The 14,842-nt window shown below is 63.6% G+C and carries 17 protein-coding genes; 8 read left to right on the top strand and 9 right to left on the bottom strand.

Annotated features, from left to right (window positions below; translation table 11 throughout):
- Window positions 1-49 precede the first annotated feature (49 nt).
- The 3 genes from ACN2XU_RS12935 to ACN2XU_RS12945 are packed head-to-tail and all read left to right on the top strand — an operon-like array spanning window position 50 to window position 1,540.
- Complete coding sequence (locus ACN2XU_RS12935) at window positions 50-547, top strand: hypothetical protein (protein ID WP_419410862.1); 498 nt, start codon at window positions 50-52, stop codon at window positions 545-547.
- Between the two features lie 47 nt (window positions 548-594).
- A complete protein-coding gene (locus ACN2XU_RS12940; protein ID WP_419410863.1) occupies window positions 595-951 on the top strand; it encodes a hypothetical protein in 357 nt (118 codons plus the stop codon).
- Window positions 944-1,540: a DedA family protein gene (locus tag ACN2XU_RS12945; protein ID WP_419410864.1), complete on the top strand. Its 597-nt coding sequence runs from the start codon at window positions 944-946 to the stop codon at window positions 1,538-1,540. The genes ACN2XU_RS12940 and ACN2XU_RS12945 overlap by 8 nt, the downstream gene beginning before the upstream one ends.
- 1 nt (window position 1,541) lies before the next feature.
- On the opposite strand, the gene ACN2XU_RS12950 is transcribed toward ACN2XU_RS12945, so the two are convergent.
- From ACN2XU_RS12950 to glmU, 3 genes are read right to left on the bottom strand one after another with little or no spacing between them, the layout of a single operon-like run.
- The gene (locus ACN2XU_RS12950; protein WP_419410865.1) at window positions 1,542-2,216 is read right to left on the bottom strand and encodes a DNA alkylation repair protein; all 675 of its coding nucleotides are present in this window, start codon (window positions 2,214-2,216) and stop codon (window positions 1,542-1,544) included.
- Window positions 2,217-2,261: 45 nt separating this feature from the next.
- Window positions 2,262-4,079 (bottom strand): glutamine--fructose-6-phosphate transaminase (isomerizing), encoded by a 1,818-nt coding sequence (gene glmS, locus ACN2XU_RS12955; protein WP_419410866.1) that lies wholly within the window; start codon window positions 4,077-4,079, stop codon window positions 2,262-2,264.
- Between the two features lies 1 nt (window position 4,080).
- Window positions 4,081-5,433: a bifunctional UDP-N-acetylglucosamine diphosphorylase/glucosamine-1-phosphate N-acetyltransferase GlmU gene (gene glmU / locus ACN2XU_RS12960; protein WP_419410867.1), complete on the bottom strand. Its 1,353-nt coding sequence runs from the start codon at window positions 5,431-5,433 to the stop codon at window positions 4,081-4,083.
- 129 nt (window positions 5,434-5,562) lie between these two features.
- Here glmU and ACN2XU_RS12965 point away from each other — a divergent pair, with 129 nt between their 5' ends.
- Window positions 5,563-6,234, top strand: a complete 672-nt coding sequence (locus ACN2XU_RS12965; protein WP_419410868.1) for an HAD hydrolase-like protein — start codon at window positions 5,563-5,565, stop codon at window positions 6,232-6,234.
- On the opposite strand, the gene ACN2XU_RS12970 is transcribed toward ACN2XU_RS12965, so the two are convergent.
- A complete protein-coding gene (locus ACN2XU_RS12970) occupies window positions 6,225-6,896 on the bottom strand; it encodes a helix-turn-helix transcriptional regulator (protein WP_419410869.1) in 672 nt (223 codons plus the stop codon). The two genes, ACN2XU_RS12965 and ACN2XU_RS12970, sit on opposite strands and share 10 nt — an antisense overlap.
- A 269-nt stretch (window positions 6,897-7,165) precedes the next feature.
- Here ACN2XU_RS12970 and ACN2XU_RS12975 point away from each other — a divergent pair, with 269 nt between their 5' ends.
- From ACN2XU_RS12975 to ACN2XU_RS12990, 4 genes are read left to right on the top strand one after another with little or no spacing between them, the layout of a single operon-like run.
- Entirely contained in the window at window positions 7,166-7,381 is a 216-nt protein-coding gene (locus ACN2XU_RS12975; RefSeq protein ID WP_419410870.1) for a twin-arginine translocase TatA/TatE family subunit, read from the top strand.
- A gap of 5 nt (window positions 7,382-7,386) precedes the next feature.
- Window positions 7,387-7,875, top strand: coding sequence for a Sec-independent protein translocase protein TatB (gene tatB / locus ACN2XU_RS12980; protein ID WP_419410871.1), 489 nt, complete (start codon window positions 7,387-7,389; stop codon window positions 7,873-7,875).
- Window positions 7,872-8,819 carry a twin-arginine translocase subunit TatC gene (gene tatC, locus ACN2XU_RS12985; protein ID WP_419410872.1) on the top strand — a complete coding sequence of 316 codons (948 nt, stop codon included), beginning with the start codon at window positions 7,872-7,874 and terminating at the stop codon, window positions 8,817-8,819. Before tatB ends, tatC begins: the two co-directional genes overlap by 4 nt.
- Before the next feature lie 23 nt (window positions 8,820-8,842).
- Window positions 8,843-9,670 carry an ATP-binding protein gene (locus tag ACN2XU_RS12990; RefSeq protein WP_419410955.1) on the top strand — a complete coding sequence of 276 codons (828 nt, stop codon included), beginning with the start codon at window positions 8,843-8,845 and terminating at the stop codon, window positions 9,668-9,670.
- Between the two features lie 90 nt (window positions 9,671-9,760).
- On the opposite strand, the gene ACN2XU_RS12995 is transcribed toward ACN2XU_RS12990, so the two are convergent.
- The 5 genes from ACN2XU_RS12995 to radA form a co-directional block, all read right to left on the bottom strand.
- Complete coding sequence (locus ACN2XU_RS12995; RefSeq protein ID WP_419410873.1) at window positions 9,761-10,423, bottom strand: SDR family NAD(P)-dependent oxidoreductase; 663 nt, start codon at window positions 10,421-10,423, stop codon at window positions 9,761-9,763.
- Between the two features lie 56 nt (window positions 10,424-10,479).
- Window positions 10,480-10,809 carry a hypothetical protein gene (locus ACN2XU_RS13000; protein ID WP_419410874.1) on the bottom strand — a complete coding sequence of 110 codons (330 nt, stop codon included), beginning with the start codon at window positions 10,807-10,809 and terminating at the stop codon, window positions 10,480-10,482.
- 171 nt (window positions 10,810-10,980) lie between these two features.
- Window positions 10,981-12,465: an amidophosphoribosyltransferase gene (gene purF / locus ACN2XU_RS13005; protein ID WP_419410956.1), complete on the bottom strand. Its 1,485-nt coding sequence runs from the start codon at window positions 12,463-12,465 to the stop codon at window positions 10,981-10,983.
- 301 nt (window positions 12,466-12,766) lie between these two features.
- Entirely contained in the window at window positions 12,767-13,354 is a 588-nt protein-coding gene (locus ACN2XU_RS13010) for a CvpA family protein (protein WP_419410875.1), read from the bottom strand.
- A 49-nt stretch (window positions 13,355-13,403) separates the two neighbouring features.
- A complete protein-coding gene (radA, locus tag ACN2XU_RS13015; protein WP_419410876.1) occupies window positions 13,404-14,768 on the bottom strand; it encodes a DNA repair protein RadA in 1,365 nt (454 codons plus the stop codon).
- Between the last annotated feature and the right edge of the window lie 74 nt (window positions 14,769-14,842).

Consider the following 14,842-nt stretch of genomic DNA (forward strand, 5'->3'; position numbering starts at 1 on the left):
TCTTGCAACGAAATTGTCATGGGGCGACCAAGGTCGTAGGGTGCGGGATATGAGAACAGCAATCACAGTCGTTCTGGCCTTGAGCCTGTCGGCCTGCAGCAGCGCGGGGGAGTTCTTCCGCAAACCGGGCGCCGCCGATCCCGCCACCAATGCCGAGGGGCAAACCCGCCCCGAAGCCCGTCCGGACAGCGCTGTCGCGCCGCCCCCGCCGCAAAACGCCCGCACCGCCGAGGAGTTCGACACCACCTCCGCCGAAGAGCGCGCCGCGGCGGCCGCGCCGAAACCGGCCGGGGAGGTCAGTCTTGGCAGCACAGTTGCCTCGCTTGGCGACGTGGCACGGCCCGGATTTTGGCTGGAGACACCCTTGGTGACCGCGCCTGCAAAGGGCCGCGTACTGAATCCGGCAACCGGAAAATCGGCTCAGGTCGATCTGATCCCGATCGACGGGCCGGCAACCGCCGGCAGCCGCATTTCGCTCGCGGCCATGCGCCTGCTCGAAGCGCCATTGACCGATCTGCCGACAATTCAAGTGTTTTCAGGCGGCTAGGCCGCACCACGCTTGTCTTGAACGCGACCTGCGCTTAGCCTGCGGTCATGCGCGCACGCCTCGTTCACAGCTACAAGAAACAGCCAGTCCTGACACTGCTCTTTGCCGTGGCGCTGTTGGCGAGCGTTTTTTTCGGTGGGCGTCTGATCGTGCACTCGGTGTTCTGGGCCAATCCGGCGCACCGCGATCAGACCATCGCCGGGTGGATGACGCCGGGATACGTCGCGCATTCGTGGCAGGTTCCGAACGAGATTGTCGGTGATGCGCTCGGGCTGACCAAGGACAGCTTTCAGCCGGGCCAGACCCTGGATGAGTTGGCGAAGGCGCGCGGCGTCCCGTTCCAGAGCCTGAGCGTCGATCTCTATAACGCCATCACCGCGTTCCGGACCGCGCCGCATGACTGACATGCTGTTGGCGCTGGTGCCGGAGTATGGCGGATGGATTCTCATGGCAGTGACCTTCTTTTCCTGCCTTGCGCTGCCGGTTCCGTCGTCTTTCCTGATGCTGGCAGGCGGCGCGTTTGCCGCATCCGGGGATCTGACGATGACCACGGTGCTGGCCTCTGCGCTTGGCGGTGCGCTCGTCGGGGATCAAACCGGCTATCTCATTGGCCGGAAAGGCGGCGCGCCGCTGATCGCGCGGCTGCAACACGCCCGCCGCAGCGCCGGTCTTCTGAAACGGGCGCAGCGCATGATTGATCAGCGCGGCGGAGTGGCGGTCTTTCTGACCCGATGGCTGTTCAGCCCGCTCGGGCCGTATGTGAATTTCATCGGCGGCGCGATGGGGCTGGACTGGCGGCGCTTTACATTGGGCAGTCTCAGCGGAGAGAGCCTCTGGGTCAGTCTCTACACCGGCCTGGGCTTTGCCTTTGCCAGTCAGATCGCGGAGGTGGCGCAGATTGCCTCGGACTTGATCGGACTGCTGGCGGCGCTGTTGGTGACGGTCGTGCTCGGACGGTTCCTGTTCCGGGCGTCGCCGCGGAACGGGGCCTGAGTCACAGGTATTTCGCGGCCTCGCGCCGGGCGAAGGCTTTCATCGCGTCGCCGTGGTCGGCCAGAAAGGCTCGTGTCCGGTCCGGATCATGTTTCGACAGATCGCGCAGCCACCAGGCGACGGCTTTCTGAATGAACCAGCGCGGGTCGTGGACATAGTCCGCCGCCCAGCCAAGCACCCGATCCCGGATCTCAAGGTCCTGTTCCGACGGGAAATTCTGTTTTGTCCAGGGCAGGGTGATGACCAGAGCCGCGCGTTTGGTCCACAGGTGATCGGACCCGGTCCAGGGTTCAACCTGTGCAATCCGCGCCGGATCGGCCTGCAGCCTCCGCGCGCCCGCCGAACAGGCGTGATCGGCGATTGCCCAGGCATCGAACTGCGGCACCCATGACTGGATCAGCTGCCAGGCGTCTTCATCCGGGCGCATCCGCGCCTGTGTCAAAACTTTTGCCGCCGCGATCCGCGCTTCGTGAATGTCGGTTTGCCACAGCGCATCGGCCAGAGCGACCCGCTCGGGCACGTCGAGAGCCTGCCGCCAGCCCTGTGTCAGCGTGTTGATCACCGGGTTGGGCACGCCGAGATAGACGCGCTCCGCCTTGTGATAGGCTGCGCTGCCTGCGGCGCGCTCCGCGTCGGCCTCTGCATTCAGGGCGGCAAGCGCGTCATTCAGGTTCATTACAAAGGCCCTTGTTCTTGTGTGGATCGCCTGGCGGCATAGCGGTCATTCCACCGTCACGGACTTGGCAAGGTTGCGCGGCTGATCCACATCGGTGCCCTTTGCGATGGCCGCATGGTAGGCCAGAAGCTGCGCGGGCAGGGCGTAGAGCAGCGGCGTCAACTCTTCGGCCACTTCCGGCAGGATCACCACCTGCCAAACATCCTCGCCAGCGGCCTTGGCCCCTTTGGCATCGGTGATCAGGCAGACCTTGCCGCCGCGCGCGATCACCTCCTGCATGTTGGACACGGTCTTTTCAAAGAGCGAGTCGCAGGGCGCCATGACCACCACGGGCACCGTCTTGTCGATCAATGCGATCGGGCCGTGCTTCAGTTCACCCGACGCATAAGCTTCGGCATGGATATAGCTGATTTCCTTAAGTTTCAGCGCGCCTTCGAGCGCCAGAGGATACATCAGCCCACGGCCGAGGAACAGCACGTCCCGCGCTTCGGCAATCTGGCGCGCGGCCTCGGCGATGCGCCCGTCCTGATCCAGCGCGATGTTGAAGATGCCCGGCAAGGCGCGCAGCGCCTCCAGCATATCATGCAGTCTGGCCTCGTCCATGCGTCCGCGCGCTTGTGCGGCCTTGAGCGCCAGCAGCAACAGGACGTTGAGCTGGCAGGTGAAGGCCTTGGTCGAGGCCACGCCGATTTCCGCACCCGCGTGGATCGGCAGGGCCAGATCGCTTTCGCGGGCGATCGAGGACGTCTCGACATTGACCACCGATACGATCGTGTCGGCCTTGCCGCGGCAATAGCGCAGCGCAGCCAGCGTATCGGCGGTTTCGCCTGACTGGCTGACGAAAAGCGCGACCGTGCGGCCCGTGATCGGTGGTTCGCGATAGCGGAACTCCGACGCGATATCGACTTCAACGGGAATGCCCGCCAGCCGTTCGAACCAGTATTTCGCCGTGAGACAGGCATAATAGGCGGTGCCGCAGGCAACCATGACCAGCCGTTCGACATTGTCGAAATCGAGGCCCGGCTGCGGCAGGGAGATCTCGTCCTGCGCCAGATACGCGCTCAGCGCGCCGGACAAGACGCCGGGCTGTTCGGCGATTTCCTTGGCCATGAAGTGCTTGTACCCGGCCTTGTCCACGCGGGCCGCATCCATCTGGATCGTGCGCACCTCGCGGCTGACCTCGCGGCCGGCGGCGTCCGTAATCACAGCACCCAGCCGTGTGATAATGGCGCGGTCACCTTCCTCCAGATAGGTGATCTGATCGGTCAGCGGGGCCAGCGCGATGGCATCGCTGCCCACGAACATCTCGCCATCGCCATGACCGATGGCCAGCGGCGAGCCCTTGCGGGCCGCTATGAGCAAGTCATCCTCGCCATCGAAGAGGAACACCAGCGCAAAGGCACCGTCCAGCTTGTCGATGGTCCGCATCGCGGCCTCCACCGGCAAAAGGCCCTGCCCAAGCAGGTGCTGCGCCATCAGGGCCACGGTTTCCGTGTCTGTTTCGGTCTGCGGCGTGATCCCGGCTTCGGCCAGCTCGGCGCGGAGGTCTTTGTAATTTTCGATGATGCCATTGTGCACGACGGCCACCGGCCCGGCCTTGTGCGGGTGGGCGTTGGTTTCGGTCGGCGCGCCATGGGTGGCCCAACGGGTGTGGCCAATGCCCGATTTGCCCGGCAGCGGATCATGCACCAGCAGATCCGACAGGTTCACGAGCTTGCCCACCGCGCGGCGCCGGTCAAGATGGCCGTCGTTGATCGTGGCAATGCCCGCGCTGTCATAGCCGCGATACTCCAGACGGCGCAGCGCCTCGACGAGGCTGGGCGAGACTTCATGTTTTCCGAGGATTCCGACAATACCGCACATTTTATGCCCCTTTACCCTGTCTGGCCTTCCGGGCCTTCAACATATCGAACAATTTTTTCGCGAGGCCCGGCTTCACTTCCTGCCGCGCGCGCGCGACGGCGAGCGCCCCTGCGGGCACATCCTCGGTGATCGTGGAGCCGGAGGCTGTCATTGCGCCGTCGCCCACCGTTATCGGCGCGACCAGCATGGTGTCCGAGCCAATGAAAGCGTCTTCGCCGATGGTTGTCTTGTGTTTGAACACGCCATCGTAGTTGCACGTCACGGTGCCCGCGCCGATGTTCGTGCGGGCGCCGATTTCCGCATCGCCAAGATAGGTCAGGTGATTGGCCTTCACCCCTTCGTGCAGGACGGCGTTCTTGACCTCGACGAAATTGCCGATGTGCACGTTCTCCGCCAGTTCCGCGCCGGGACGCAGGCGGGCGAAGGGGCCGATGGTACTGCCGCGGCTGACATGGGCGCCTTCGATATGGCTGAACCCGCGGATGCGAACGTCGTTCTCAACGGTGACATCAGGGCCGAAGATCACGTTCGGTTCGATCTCGCTGTCGCGACCGATGATCGTGTCCCAGGAGAGGAACACGGTATCCGGGGCTTGCAGGCTGACCCCGTCCGCCATCAGCTCCGCGCGGCGCCGGGATTGGAAAAGCCGTTCCGCATCAGCGAGTTCCGCGCGGGAGTTCACCCCCAGCGTTTCACTCTCATCGCAGCGCACAACCGTCGCCGAAAGACCCTGCGACCGGCCGATACCGATGATATCCGTCAGGTAGTATTCGCCGCTGGCATTGTCGTTTCCAACCGCGTCGATCAGCGCAAACAGCGTTGCCGCATCAGCGCAGACAACGCCGGAGTTACAAAGGGTTATGGCGCGTTCTTCTTCGTTCGCGTCCTTGAACTCGACAATCCGCTCCAGGGCTTCCCCTTGCGTGACCAACCGCCCATAGCGACCGGGGTCGGCCGCGTCGAAGCCCAGAACGACCAAGTCATGGGTCTGGCGCGCCTCCAGCATGGCTTCGAGCGTCGCTTCGGAGATGAAGGGCGTGTCGCCGTAGAGCACGATGGCATTGCCGAAAAACCCGTCCAACGCATCTTTCGCCTGGGCCACCGCATGTGCCGTGCCAAGCTGTTCGGCCTGAAGGACGACCTTCGCCTCCGGATCGTAGTCCAGCGCCGAGGCTTCGACCTTGGCTGCTTCGTGACCGGCGACGACGACGGTGGCCTCCGGGTCCAGCGCGCGTCCGGCGCGCATGGCGTGCCAGAGCATCGGGGCGTGGGCGATCGAGTGCAAAACCTTGGGCAGGTCGGATTCCATCCGCGTGCCCTTGCCGGCGGCAAGTATGATGAGGGCGGTGCTCATGGCCTCTTTCCTGTTTGTTTTTCTGTTGGCCCCGTTTTATCCGGATATGGCGGCGGGGCAAGCAGGCGCTTTTCACGCTTGATTTCGGCATGTGACAGCGCGCTGTCACCCCATCTGGCAGGAGACGGCATGCAGCCTTGCGTTATTTTCGACCTCGACGGGACTTTGGCGGACACCAGCCTTGATCTCCTGGCTGCGGCCAACCGCTGTTTCGAGGAGATGGGCGAGGATGTGAGACTGTCCATTGACAGCGATCGTATGGTGGCGCTGCGCGGCGGGCGGATGATGCTTGGGACCGGACTCAAGCGGGCCGGGCGGTTTGACGAGGCGCGCGTGATGGATTGGTATCCGCGTCTGCTGGAGGTCTACGCCGAGACGCTGGATGTGCATACGCAGATGTACCCCGGTGCGGTGGCCTCGGTCGAGCAGCTCAAGGAGGCGGGATATGCCGTCGGGATCTGTACCAACAAACCCGAAGGGCTTGCGCACACGCTGCTCACGCGGCTCGGGGTGCGCGATCTGTTCGGATCGCTGATCGGGGCCGATACCTTGCCGGTGAAAAAGCCCGATCCGGCGCATTTCTGGGCTGCAGTCGATGGCTGCGGCGGGCAGCGCGAGGCGTCCTTGCTGGTCGGGGATAGCGATACCGACCGCAAGACCTCTGCGGCGGCGCGGGTGCCTTCGGTTCTGGTGGCGTTCTCGCCGGCGGGGGAGGCGGTGCGCGATCTGGCGCCGGAGTCCGTCATCACGCATTTCGACCAGCTGCACGGGGAGGTTGCGCGGCTGATCGGTCACCCCTGAGAGGGTTTTCCCAGAGTTTGCCAGTCCGAGAGCCGCTTTCCCGGCTCATCGACGAACAGGCCGGGCAGGGGCGCGAGGCCCTCGATCCGGTCGAGGGCAAAGCGGCTGAAGGCGCCGTCGCGCTCGTCCCAGCAGACGCAGGTCCAGACGCGCCCCCAGTAATCGAGCAAAAGCGGGCGGATGTCATGCGGCTGACCGGCCAGGACCACGCGCAGTTTCTGACGCGCCCGGATGGCGGCGCGGATCGTCGGCATATGGGCAAACCCCCGTGCCGCCCCGGCGAAGGCGTCGGTGGCAAAGCCGAACGGCGCGGCGGGCTGACCGGCTTCCTCTGGCAACACGGCTTCGATCTTGGCGGCGAGGCTGCGCGCGGCGGCGGCGTGTTCTTCGAGATCCGACGCACCGAGGGCCGCGAGCGCGATGTGCAATGCGTCCAGTTCCGCATCGGTGAGGTTCAGCGGAGGCAGGGTCACCGCGGCGCGCGCCGTGTAGCCATAGCCCCTTGCGCCTTCCACCGGCACGCCGGAGGCTGCGAGCACTTCCATGTCGCGATAGATCGTCCGGACAGAGACGCCAAGGTCCTGTGCCATGGCCTCCGCCGTATGTAATTCACCATCGCGCAGACGCTCCATCAGGGCATAGAGGCGGTCCTTGCGATTCATGACGGGGCCGTCAGGGACGCCATTGGCCGCATCCCGTTCCCCGGATCTCGGGGCATTTCACGCGATGTTTTCGCACCTGGGCGCATGACCGATTCTCTCCAATTCGTCGCCCCATACTGACAAAAACCTGACAACTGACAAGAAGGTGACAAAACTAGCCCCGTGCCGCGCGGTTTTGGCGCTTTTCGAGCGGCCGCAGAAGGCTTAGAACGCCCTCACCAGTTTTCGCACAGGCCCGATGTGGCGCCTGCTGACAAAGGAGTGGAGCCATGCTCAACAACATCGGCCTTCCCGGCCTTCTGCTGATCGCCGTCGTGGTCCTCGTGCTTTTCGGCCGCGGCAAGATTTCCAGCCTCATGGGTGAGGTTGGCAAGGGTATCACCGCCTTCAAGAAGGGCGTCGATGACGGCAAGCAAGAGCTTGAGACCTCCAAGGCCGACGAGGCCAAGGACGTCACCCCCGAGGAAGAAAAAGACAAGGCGTAAGGCCCATGTTCGATCTCGGCATGAGCGAGATGTTGGTGATCGGGACGGTCGCGTTGATCGTGGTCGGCCCGAAAGATCTGCCAAAACTGTTCCGCAACGTCGGCCGGTTCGTCGGCAAGGCGCGTGGCATGGCCCGCGAATTCACCACTGCCATGAATCAGGCGGCGGATGATGCGGGCGTGAAGGACATGCAGAAAACCTTCAAATCGGCGACCAACCCGGTCGGCAGCGCGATGGACGGTGTCAAGGATGCCGCCCGGTCGATGACGGACATCAAACCGGACAGCGAGACCGGCAAGCTGTCAAAGGAACGTGAAGAGGCCAAGCGCAAGATCGAAGCCAATGCCGCGCGCATGGCCGCCGATCGCAAGAAGCGCGAAGCCGAGGACGCAGCGCAGAAGGCCGATGCGCTGGAAAAATCGCTCGCTGCCGATCCGCATGATTTGCCGCCGGATGTGCCGGCGGGCAACGACACTGACAAGGGGACCGCATGAGCAGCGCCGACGACGAGCTTCAGGACAGCGCGGCCCCGCTGATCGAGCATCTGGCAGAATTGCGCACGCGGCTCATTCGCTGCGTGCTGGCGTTTGTCGTGGGCATGGTTCTGGCCTTCATCGTGGCCGAGCCGATCCTGCAATTCCTGCTGGGGCCTATCGAGTCCACGCTGCGCGAGTTGGGCGATCCGTCGCCGACGATGCAGTATACCAGCCCACAAGAATACCTCTTTACGCTGTTCCGGATATCCATGGTCTTCGGATTTGCGTTGGCCTTCCCGGTGATCTCCCACCAGTTGTGGCGTTTCGTGGCCCCGGGTTTGTATAAATCCGAGAAGGGCGCCTTTTTGCCCTTCATCATTGCGTCGCCGTTCATGTTCCTGCTCGGGGCGTCCTTTGCGCATTTCGTGGTCACGCCGCTGGCGATGACCTTCTTCCTTGGCTTTGCGGATATTTCCTCGATCTTTGCGGATCTGCTGAATGCCGCCGGGGATGCAACCGGGGCGCAGCTTCCCGCCGATGTGGCCGTGGTGCCTGATACCGCCGACGGCATACGCATCACCTTCTTCGGCAAGGTGAACGAAAGCCTTGATATCACGCTGAAATTCATCATGGCCTTTGGCCTGTGCTTTCAGCTTCCGGTTCTGCTGACCCTGATGGGGAAGGCGGGGTTGGTCAGTGCGGCAGGCCTCGGCTCGGTGCGCAAATACGCCATGGTCGGCATTCTGGTGCTGGCGGCTGTGGTCACTCCGCCGGATGTGACGACACAGATCATCCTCTTCACCGTGGTTTATGGCCTCTACGAGATTTCGATCCTCCTCGTGCGCATGGTCGAGAAGAAGCGCGAAAAGGAACTGCGGGCGCAGGGCCTTTGGTTCGAGGATGACGACGACGACGACGAAGACCCGCTGATGGCGGAGTTCGACAAGGACGACGACAAGTGAGCAAGGATTTCCCGGTGGACCCTATGGAGCGCATCGCAGCGGCATTGGAGCGGATTTCCCCGCCGCCTCTGGGGGCACCGGATTTCTCTGCCGCGCAGGCTTTCGTCTGGCACGTGGAGCCGGATCGGCTTGTCCCGGTGCCAAACGTGAACCGGGTCGAACTGGACCTTCTGGTCGGTATCGAGCGGGCGCGCGACACGCTGATGGCCAACACGCGCCAGTTTGCGCGCGGCCTGCCGGCCAACAATGCGCTGCTTTGGGGCTCGCGCGGGACCGGAAAATCCAGCCTTGTGAAGTCGGCGCATGGCGCGATCTGCGCCGAAGGGCTGGACCTCAAGCTGGTGGAAATCCAGCGCGAGGACCTTGCCTCTGTCGGACGGCTTCTGACCCTGCTGCGCGGGGCAAAGGAGCGGTTTGTGCTGTTCTGCGATGATTTGTCGTTCAGCCATGACGATCAGAACTACAAAAGCCTCAAGGCGGTTCTGGACGGCGGTGTCGAGGGGCGGCCGGACAATGTCGTGCTTTATGCCACCTCCAACCGCCGTCACCTGATGCCGCGTGACATGATCGAAAATGAACGCTCGACGTCGATCAATCCGTCCGAGGCGGTTGAGGAGAAGGTTTCGCTCTCCGACCGGTTCGGGCTTTGGCTCGGCTTCCATCCCTGTTCGCAGGATGACTACCTGTCGATGATTGCGGGCTACTGCGATGCCTACGGCGTGACGGTCGATGCGGAGACGCTGCGCGCGGAAGCCATCGAATGGCAGGCGACGCGCGGGGCCCGGTCGGGCCGTGTGGCGTGGCAGTTCTTTACCGATCTGGCCGGGCGCAACGGTGTTGCGCTGAGCTGACGGGCCTGCGTCCCATTGAGGACGTGATGGACGGAACAGGCCGCTCGCGCGCCGAGCCGGTCCAGCCCGGCGCCAAATCCGCTGCGACGCTCAGGCGTTCAGGCTCTCCAGCAGACGCTTTGCCTCTTCCGAAGGACGGATGAGCGTCTCCCGATCTTCACCGGGAAAGAACCGCGCGCGCGTCGCCGTGGCCAGCGGGCGCGGCTGCAGGATGTGCACTTTCGGGCCGATCTGGGCGCTCTCGGCCTGCCAGCTGTGCGCCAGGGCGATCTGCGCCGCCTTGGTGGTGCCGTAGTGGCCAAAGAACTTCTCACCCGCGTGCGGATCGTCGAAGAACAGCGCCTGACCGTTGGTGCCGAGCAGGGGCGCAACGAAGGGGATCAGGTGCCCCATGGCATCGACGTTGATCGACAGCGACTTCTGCCAATCCTTTTGATCCATGTGATGTGCGGGGGTCAGCGGCGCGGCGTGGATCGCCGTATGCGCCCAGAGGGCGACCGTGCCATCCGCTTCCGTCCCCGGTCCCCAGCGGTCGAACACGGAGCGGCACAGGTGTGCCATGGCATCGCGGTTGCAGATGTCCATGGGCGCCAGCGTGGCCTCGCCGCCCTTGTCCTTGATCCGGTCGTCCAGATCTTCGAGCCCGCCCACGGTGCGGGCGACAGCGATGATGTGAAAGTCGGGGGCCAGCGCCTCAGCGAGGGCAAAGCCAAGGCCGCGTGACGCGCCGGTGATCAGAGCAAGTTTGGTCATGGCCCTCCTTTGCGGCGGAACGCGCCGAAGGTCAAGCGGGGCACTTTGTCCCGTCTTCAGATCGGCATTCGCAGGCGCGTGGAGTTCGTCAAAGTGACCGTATCCGTGGCCACGGCGATCACTTGCTGTGCGCCGATCCGGCTGCCGACCGACACTTTGCTCACCACACCGTTGGGCAGGCGGATCAGCGCGGTTTGGGCGCTTTCCTTGCCAAACACACCGAGCACCATCGGCTCGGTGCCGGGCAGGCTCGTCTCGGTTGTGGCGATTTTCTGAACTTCGGCGGGCGTGTCGCCCTCCGAGACAACGGGATTGTCGGCCAAGGCTTTGGCTTTGGCGGCCAGCGTGTCGGGCCGCGCTTTGGGGCGGAGCGATTTGGTGAGCATTTGGAGCCTCTGTATAGCGGTTGCGGCCAGCCGCACCGGAGCAACGGGGATGGCGGACCGGCTGATAGCGCCCATGCTGCAGGTGCGAAAGAGGGGCACCGATTGCTCGGCGCCCCTTTGCTCGTTTTGCCATGAACCCGGCGGAAACCCGCAGGAGATCTTAACGAAACCTTACTCGGCGGCCTTCATCTGGAAGCCCTTCTGGATCATGTCCGCCGGTTCTACAGGGTATTCGCCGGAGAAGCAGGCGTCGCAGTACTGCGGGCAGCTTGCCTTGCGGCCTTCTGCCTCGCCGACGGCCCGGTAGAGGCCATCAAGCGAGATGAATTTGAGCGAATCGACACCGAGATGCTCGCGCATTTCGTCCTCGGACATGGTCGCGGCCAGCAGTTTTTCGCGCTGCGGTGTGTCGACACCGTAGAAACATGGCCAGGCGGTCGGCGGAGAGGCGATGCGGAAGTGCACTTCCGCTGCGCCCGCATCAAGGATCATTTCCTTGATCTTGCGGGAGGTCGTGCCACGCACCACCGAGTCGTCCACGAGGATCACGCGCTTGCCCTTGATCAGGGCGCGGTTCACGTTCAGCTTCAGGCGTACACCCATGTTACGGATCTGCTCCGTAGGCTCGATGAAGGTCCGGCCCATGTACTGGTTGCGCACGATTCCCATGCCGTAAGGAATACCGCTCTCATGGGCAAAGCCGATGGCCGCCGGGGTGCCGCTGTCCGGCACCGGACAGACAAGGTCCGCGTCCATCGGCGCCTCGCGGGCCAGCTCCACACCGATCTGACGGCGGGTTTCATAGACAGAGCGCCCCCCGATGATGCTGTCGGGGCGCGAGAAATAGACATGTTCGAAGATGCAGAACCGCGACGGGCGCGGGCGGAAGGGCCGCGTGCTTTCGATCTCGCCCTTGTCGGTGATCACGACCATCTCGCCCGGCTCGATCTCGCGCACGAACTCGGCGCCGATGATGTCGAGCGCGCAGGTCTCGGAGGAAAGTGCATAGCCATCTGCGATCTTGCCAAGCACCAGCGGGCGCACCCCCAGCGGGTCGCGCACACCGATCAGCTTGGTGCGGGTCATGGCAACAACGGAAAACGCCCCTTCGACACGGCGCAGCGCATCTTCCATGCGTTCGGGGATGTTGCGCTGCAGGGAGCGGGCCATCAGGTGGATGATGCATTCCGAATCCGACGAGGACTGGAAGATCGAGCCGCGTTCGATCAGCTCCTTGCGCAGGGCATCGGCGTTGGTGATGTTGCCGTTGTGGGCAATTGCCGCGCCGCCCATGGAAAACTCGCCAAAGAACGGCTGAACATCACGGATCGCGGTCTGGCCCTTGGAGCCTGCGGTTGAATAGCGGACGTGGCCGATGGCCACGGGCCCCGGCAGCGTCTCCATCAGCGATTGCTTGGTGAAGCTGTCCCGGACGTAGCCAAAGCGACGTGCGGAGTTGAACCCGTGATCCGGATGATGGCAGACGATCCCGCCAGCCTCCTGTCCGCGATGCTGGAGAGCATGCAGACCAAGGGCGACGAAATTCGCGGCATCGGTGACCCCGACAACGCCGAATACACCGCATTCTTCATGCAGCGTATCGCCGGACATGTCGTCCTGAGCGTAGTCGAAATCAAACGGATGGGCGGGTGGCATATGGCGGTCGGACAAATGGCGCTCCGAATCCTGACTGTGCGGTGTGGCCCTCACATACTGCCTGAAAGCCCGAGTGTCACGAAACGATAACATTTTGTCGGCAGGTTATTCATAACCCCCCCACATGCCTCGCATGTTTTCCGGGCGTTGCGCCGCCTGACGTCGAAAATTGGTTAAAACGTTTGCGGCCGGGCGGATTGCGACTCGGCCATGAGTCCGTCGGTCGGCGGATCTGGCCAATAAAAAAGCGGGCTCGGCCGTGCCGTCCCGCTTTTGTCCTTTGGTATTTTGTCCGCCGCTGTCAGGTATCGCTGGCGCTCGGCGCGTCCGGGGCGGGGGCTGCACACACACCGACGAGCTGTTCGTACTGGCCGGTGATCCAGCCAAGCGCCTGCTCCGGGTTCTGCTCTTCGATGCGGTTCGTAAAGCGCGAGAAAACGGCGGCAGAGCGCGAGTCGTCGATCATCGGAATGTCCTGCGCCGTGATCACGGTCTCGTAGACGAAAAAGCCGACAGCCACGAGCAGCACACCGCGTGCCACACCGAAGAAAAAGCCAAGCGCCTGATCGAGCCCGCCAAGCGCGGACCTCTTGATCAGCGAGGAAAACAACGGTGTGAAGAACGAGGTGATCACCAGAGCGACGGTAAAGACCGCAGCAAAGGCGGCAATGATCGACAATTCGCAGCTGTCCGACAGGAAATCGCCGATGACCGGAATTTCCTTGACCAGCGGCTGCACCTGCGGCGCAAACATGAAGGCGAGGATCGCGGCGACGATCCAGCCCGCAATTGCCATGGTCTCCCGCACGAGGCCGCGCGAATAGGCCAAAAGGGCCGAGAGGACGATGATGACGGCCACCGCCCCGTCGATGATCGTGAAACCTTCCATACGCGCTGCCCGTCCTTTTGTCGTGCTTCAAATATCTGCCCGGCCCGGATCATCCGGCGCCAAAGACCTCACCAACAAAGGACGCGAGATCGCCCATGCGGGACAGTTTCATCGCTTTGTTCGAGGCTGCCTTGCCGCCTTTGGGCAGGATCGCCGTGGAGAAACCAAGTTTTTGGGCTTCTTTCAACCTGTTTTCGGTCTGACCCACCGGCCGAAGCGCACCGGAGAGGCTTATTTCCCCAAAAACAACCGTCTCGGCGGGCAATGCGGTGTCTTCGCGGGCGGAAAGCAGTGCGGCGGCGACCGCAAGGTCCGCTGCGGGCTCACTGATTTTCATGCCGCCAGCGACGTTGAGGTAGACGTCGAGCCCGGTAAATGGAATGCCGCAGCGCGATTCGAGCACCGCGAGAATCATGGCGAGCCGTGAGCCGTCCCAGCCGACGACACTGCGCCGGGGCTGGCTGTGCGGGGAGGGGGCGACGAGGGCCTGAAGCTCGACCAGAACCGGACGCGTTCCCTCGATCCCGGAAAAAACCACGGAGCCGGGCGCCGGCGTGCCGCGTTCCGACAGGAAAAGCGCCGAAGGGTTGAGCACCTCGGCAAGGCCCGCACCGGTCATTTCGAACACGCCGATCTCGTCGGCGGGGCCAAAGCGGTTCTTGACGCTGCGCAGAATGCGGAACTGATGGCCGCGCTCACCTTCGAAATAAAGCACGGTATCGACCATATGTTCGACAACGCGCGGCCCGGCGATCTGGCCGTCCTTGGTCACATGGCCGACCATGATGACCGCACTGCCACGCTTCTTGGCGAAACTGGTCAGCTCATGAGCAGCGGCGCGCACCTGAGAGACCGAGCCGGGGGCGCTGCCGACGGTGTCGGACCACATGGTCTGGATCGAATCAACGATGGCGAGGTCCGGTCGTTCGACATCCAGCGTGGTGAGAATGTCGCGAAGGTTCGTTTCGGCGGCAAGCTTGACCTGCGCATCGGTCAGCCCGAGACGCTGCGCCCGCAGGCGGACCTGGGCGCTGGCTTCCTCGCCGGAGATATAGATCACCTTCAGCCCGGATTTGGCGAAGGCCGCCGCGGCCTGCAGCAGAAGCGTCGATTTGCCGATACCCGGATCGCCGCCGACGAGCACGGCACTGGCCGGGACAAGACCCCCGCCGAGAACGCGGTCGAGTTCAGACAGGGCAGAGGCGGTGCGCGGGGGCGGTGGCTCCTGTGTCGCCAGATCGGTCAGGACCACGGCCCGCCCGCGCCCCGACAAGGCCTGCTTGCCCGGCCCTTCGGAGAGCGGCTTTTCCTCCTGGATCGTGTTCCATTCGCCGCAGCCGTCGCAGCGCCCTGACCATTTGGAAAAGGCCGCGCCGCAGGATTGGCAAACGAAGGTGAGGGTCGGTTTGGCCATGATACGTCCGGTCGTGAGGTGGGATTGCGGGCCTTATGCCGCAATCTGTCGCCGGGGCCAATGGCTGCGCTGAT

The sequence above is a fragment of the Pacificoceanicola niger genome (genome assembly GCF_048553275.1).
Lineage (GTDB): Bacteria > Pseudomonadota > Alphaproteobacteria > Rhodobacterales > Rhodobacteraceae > Pacificoceanicola.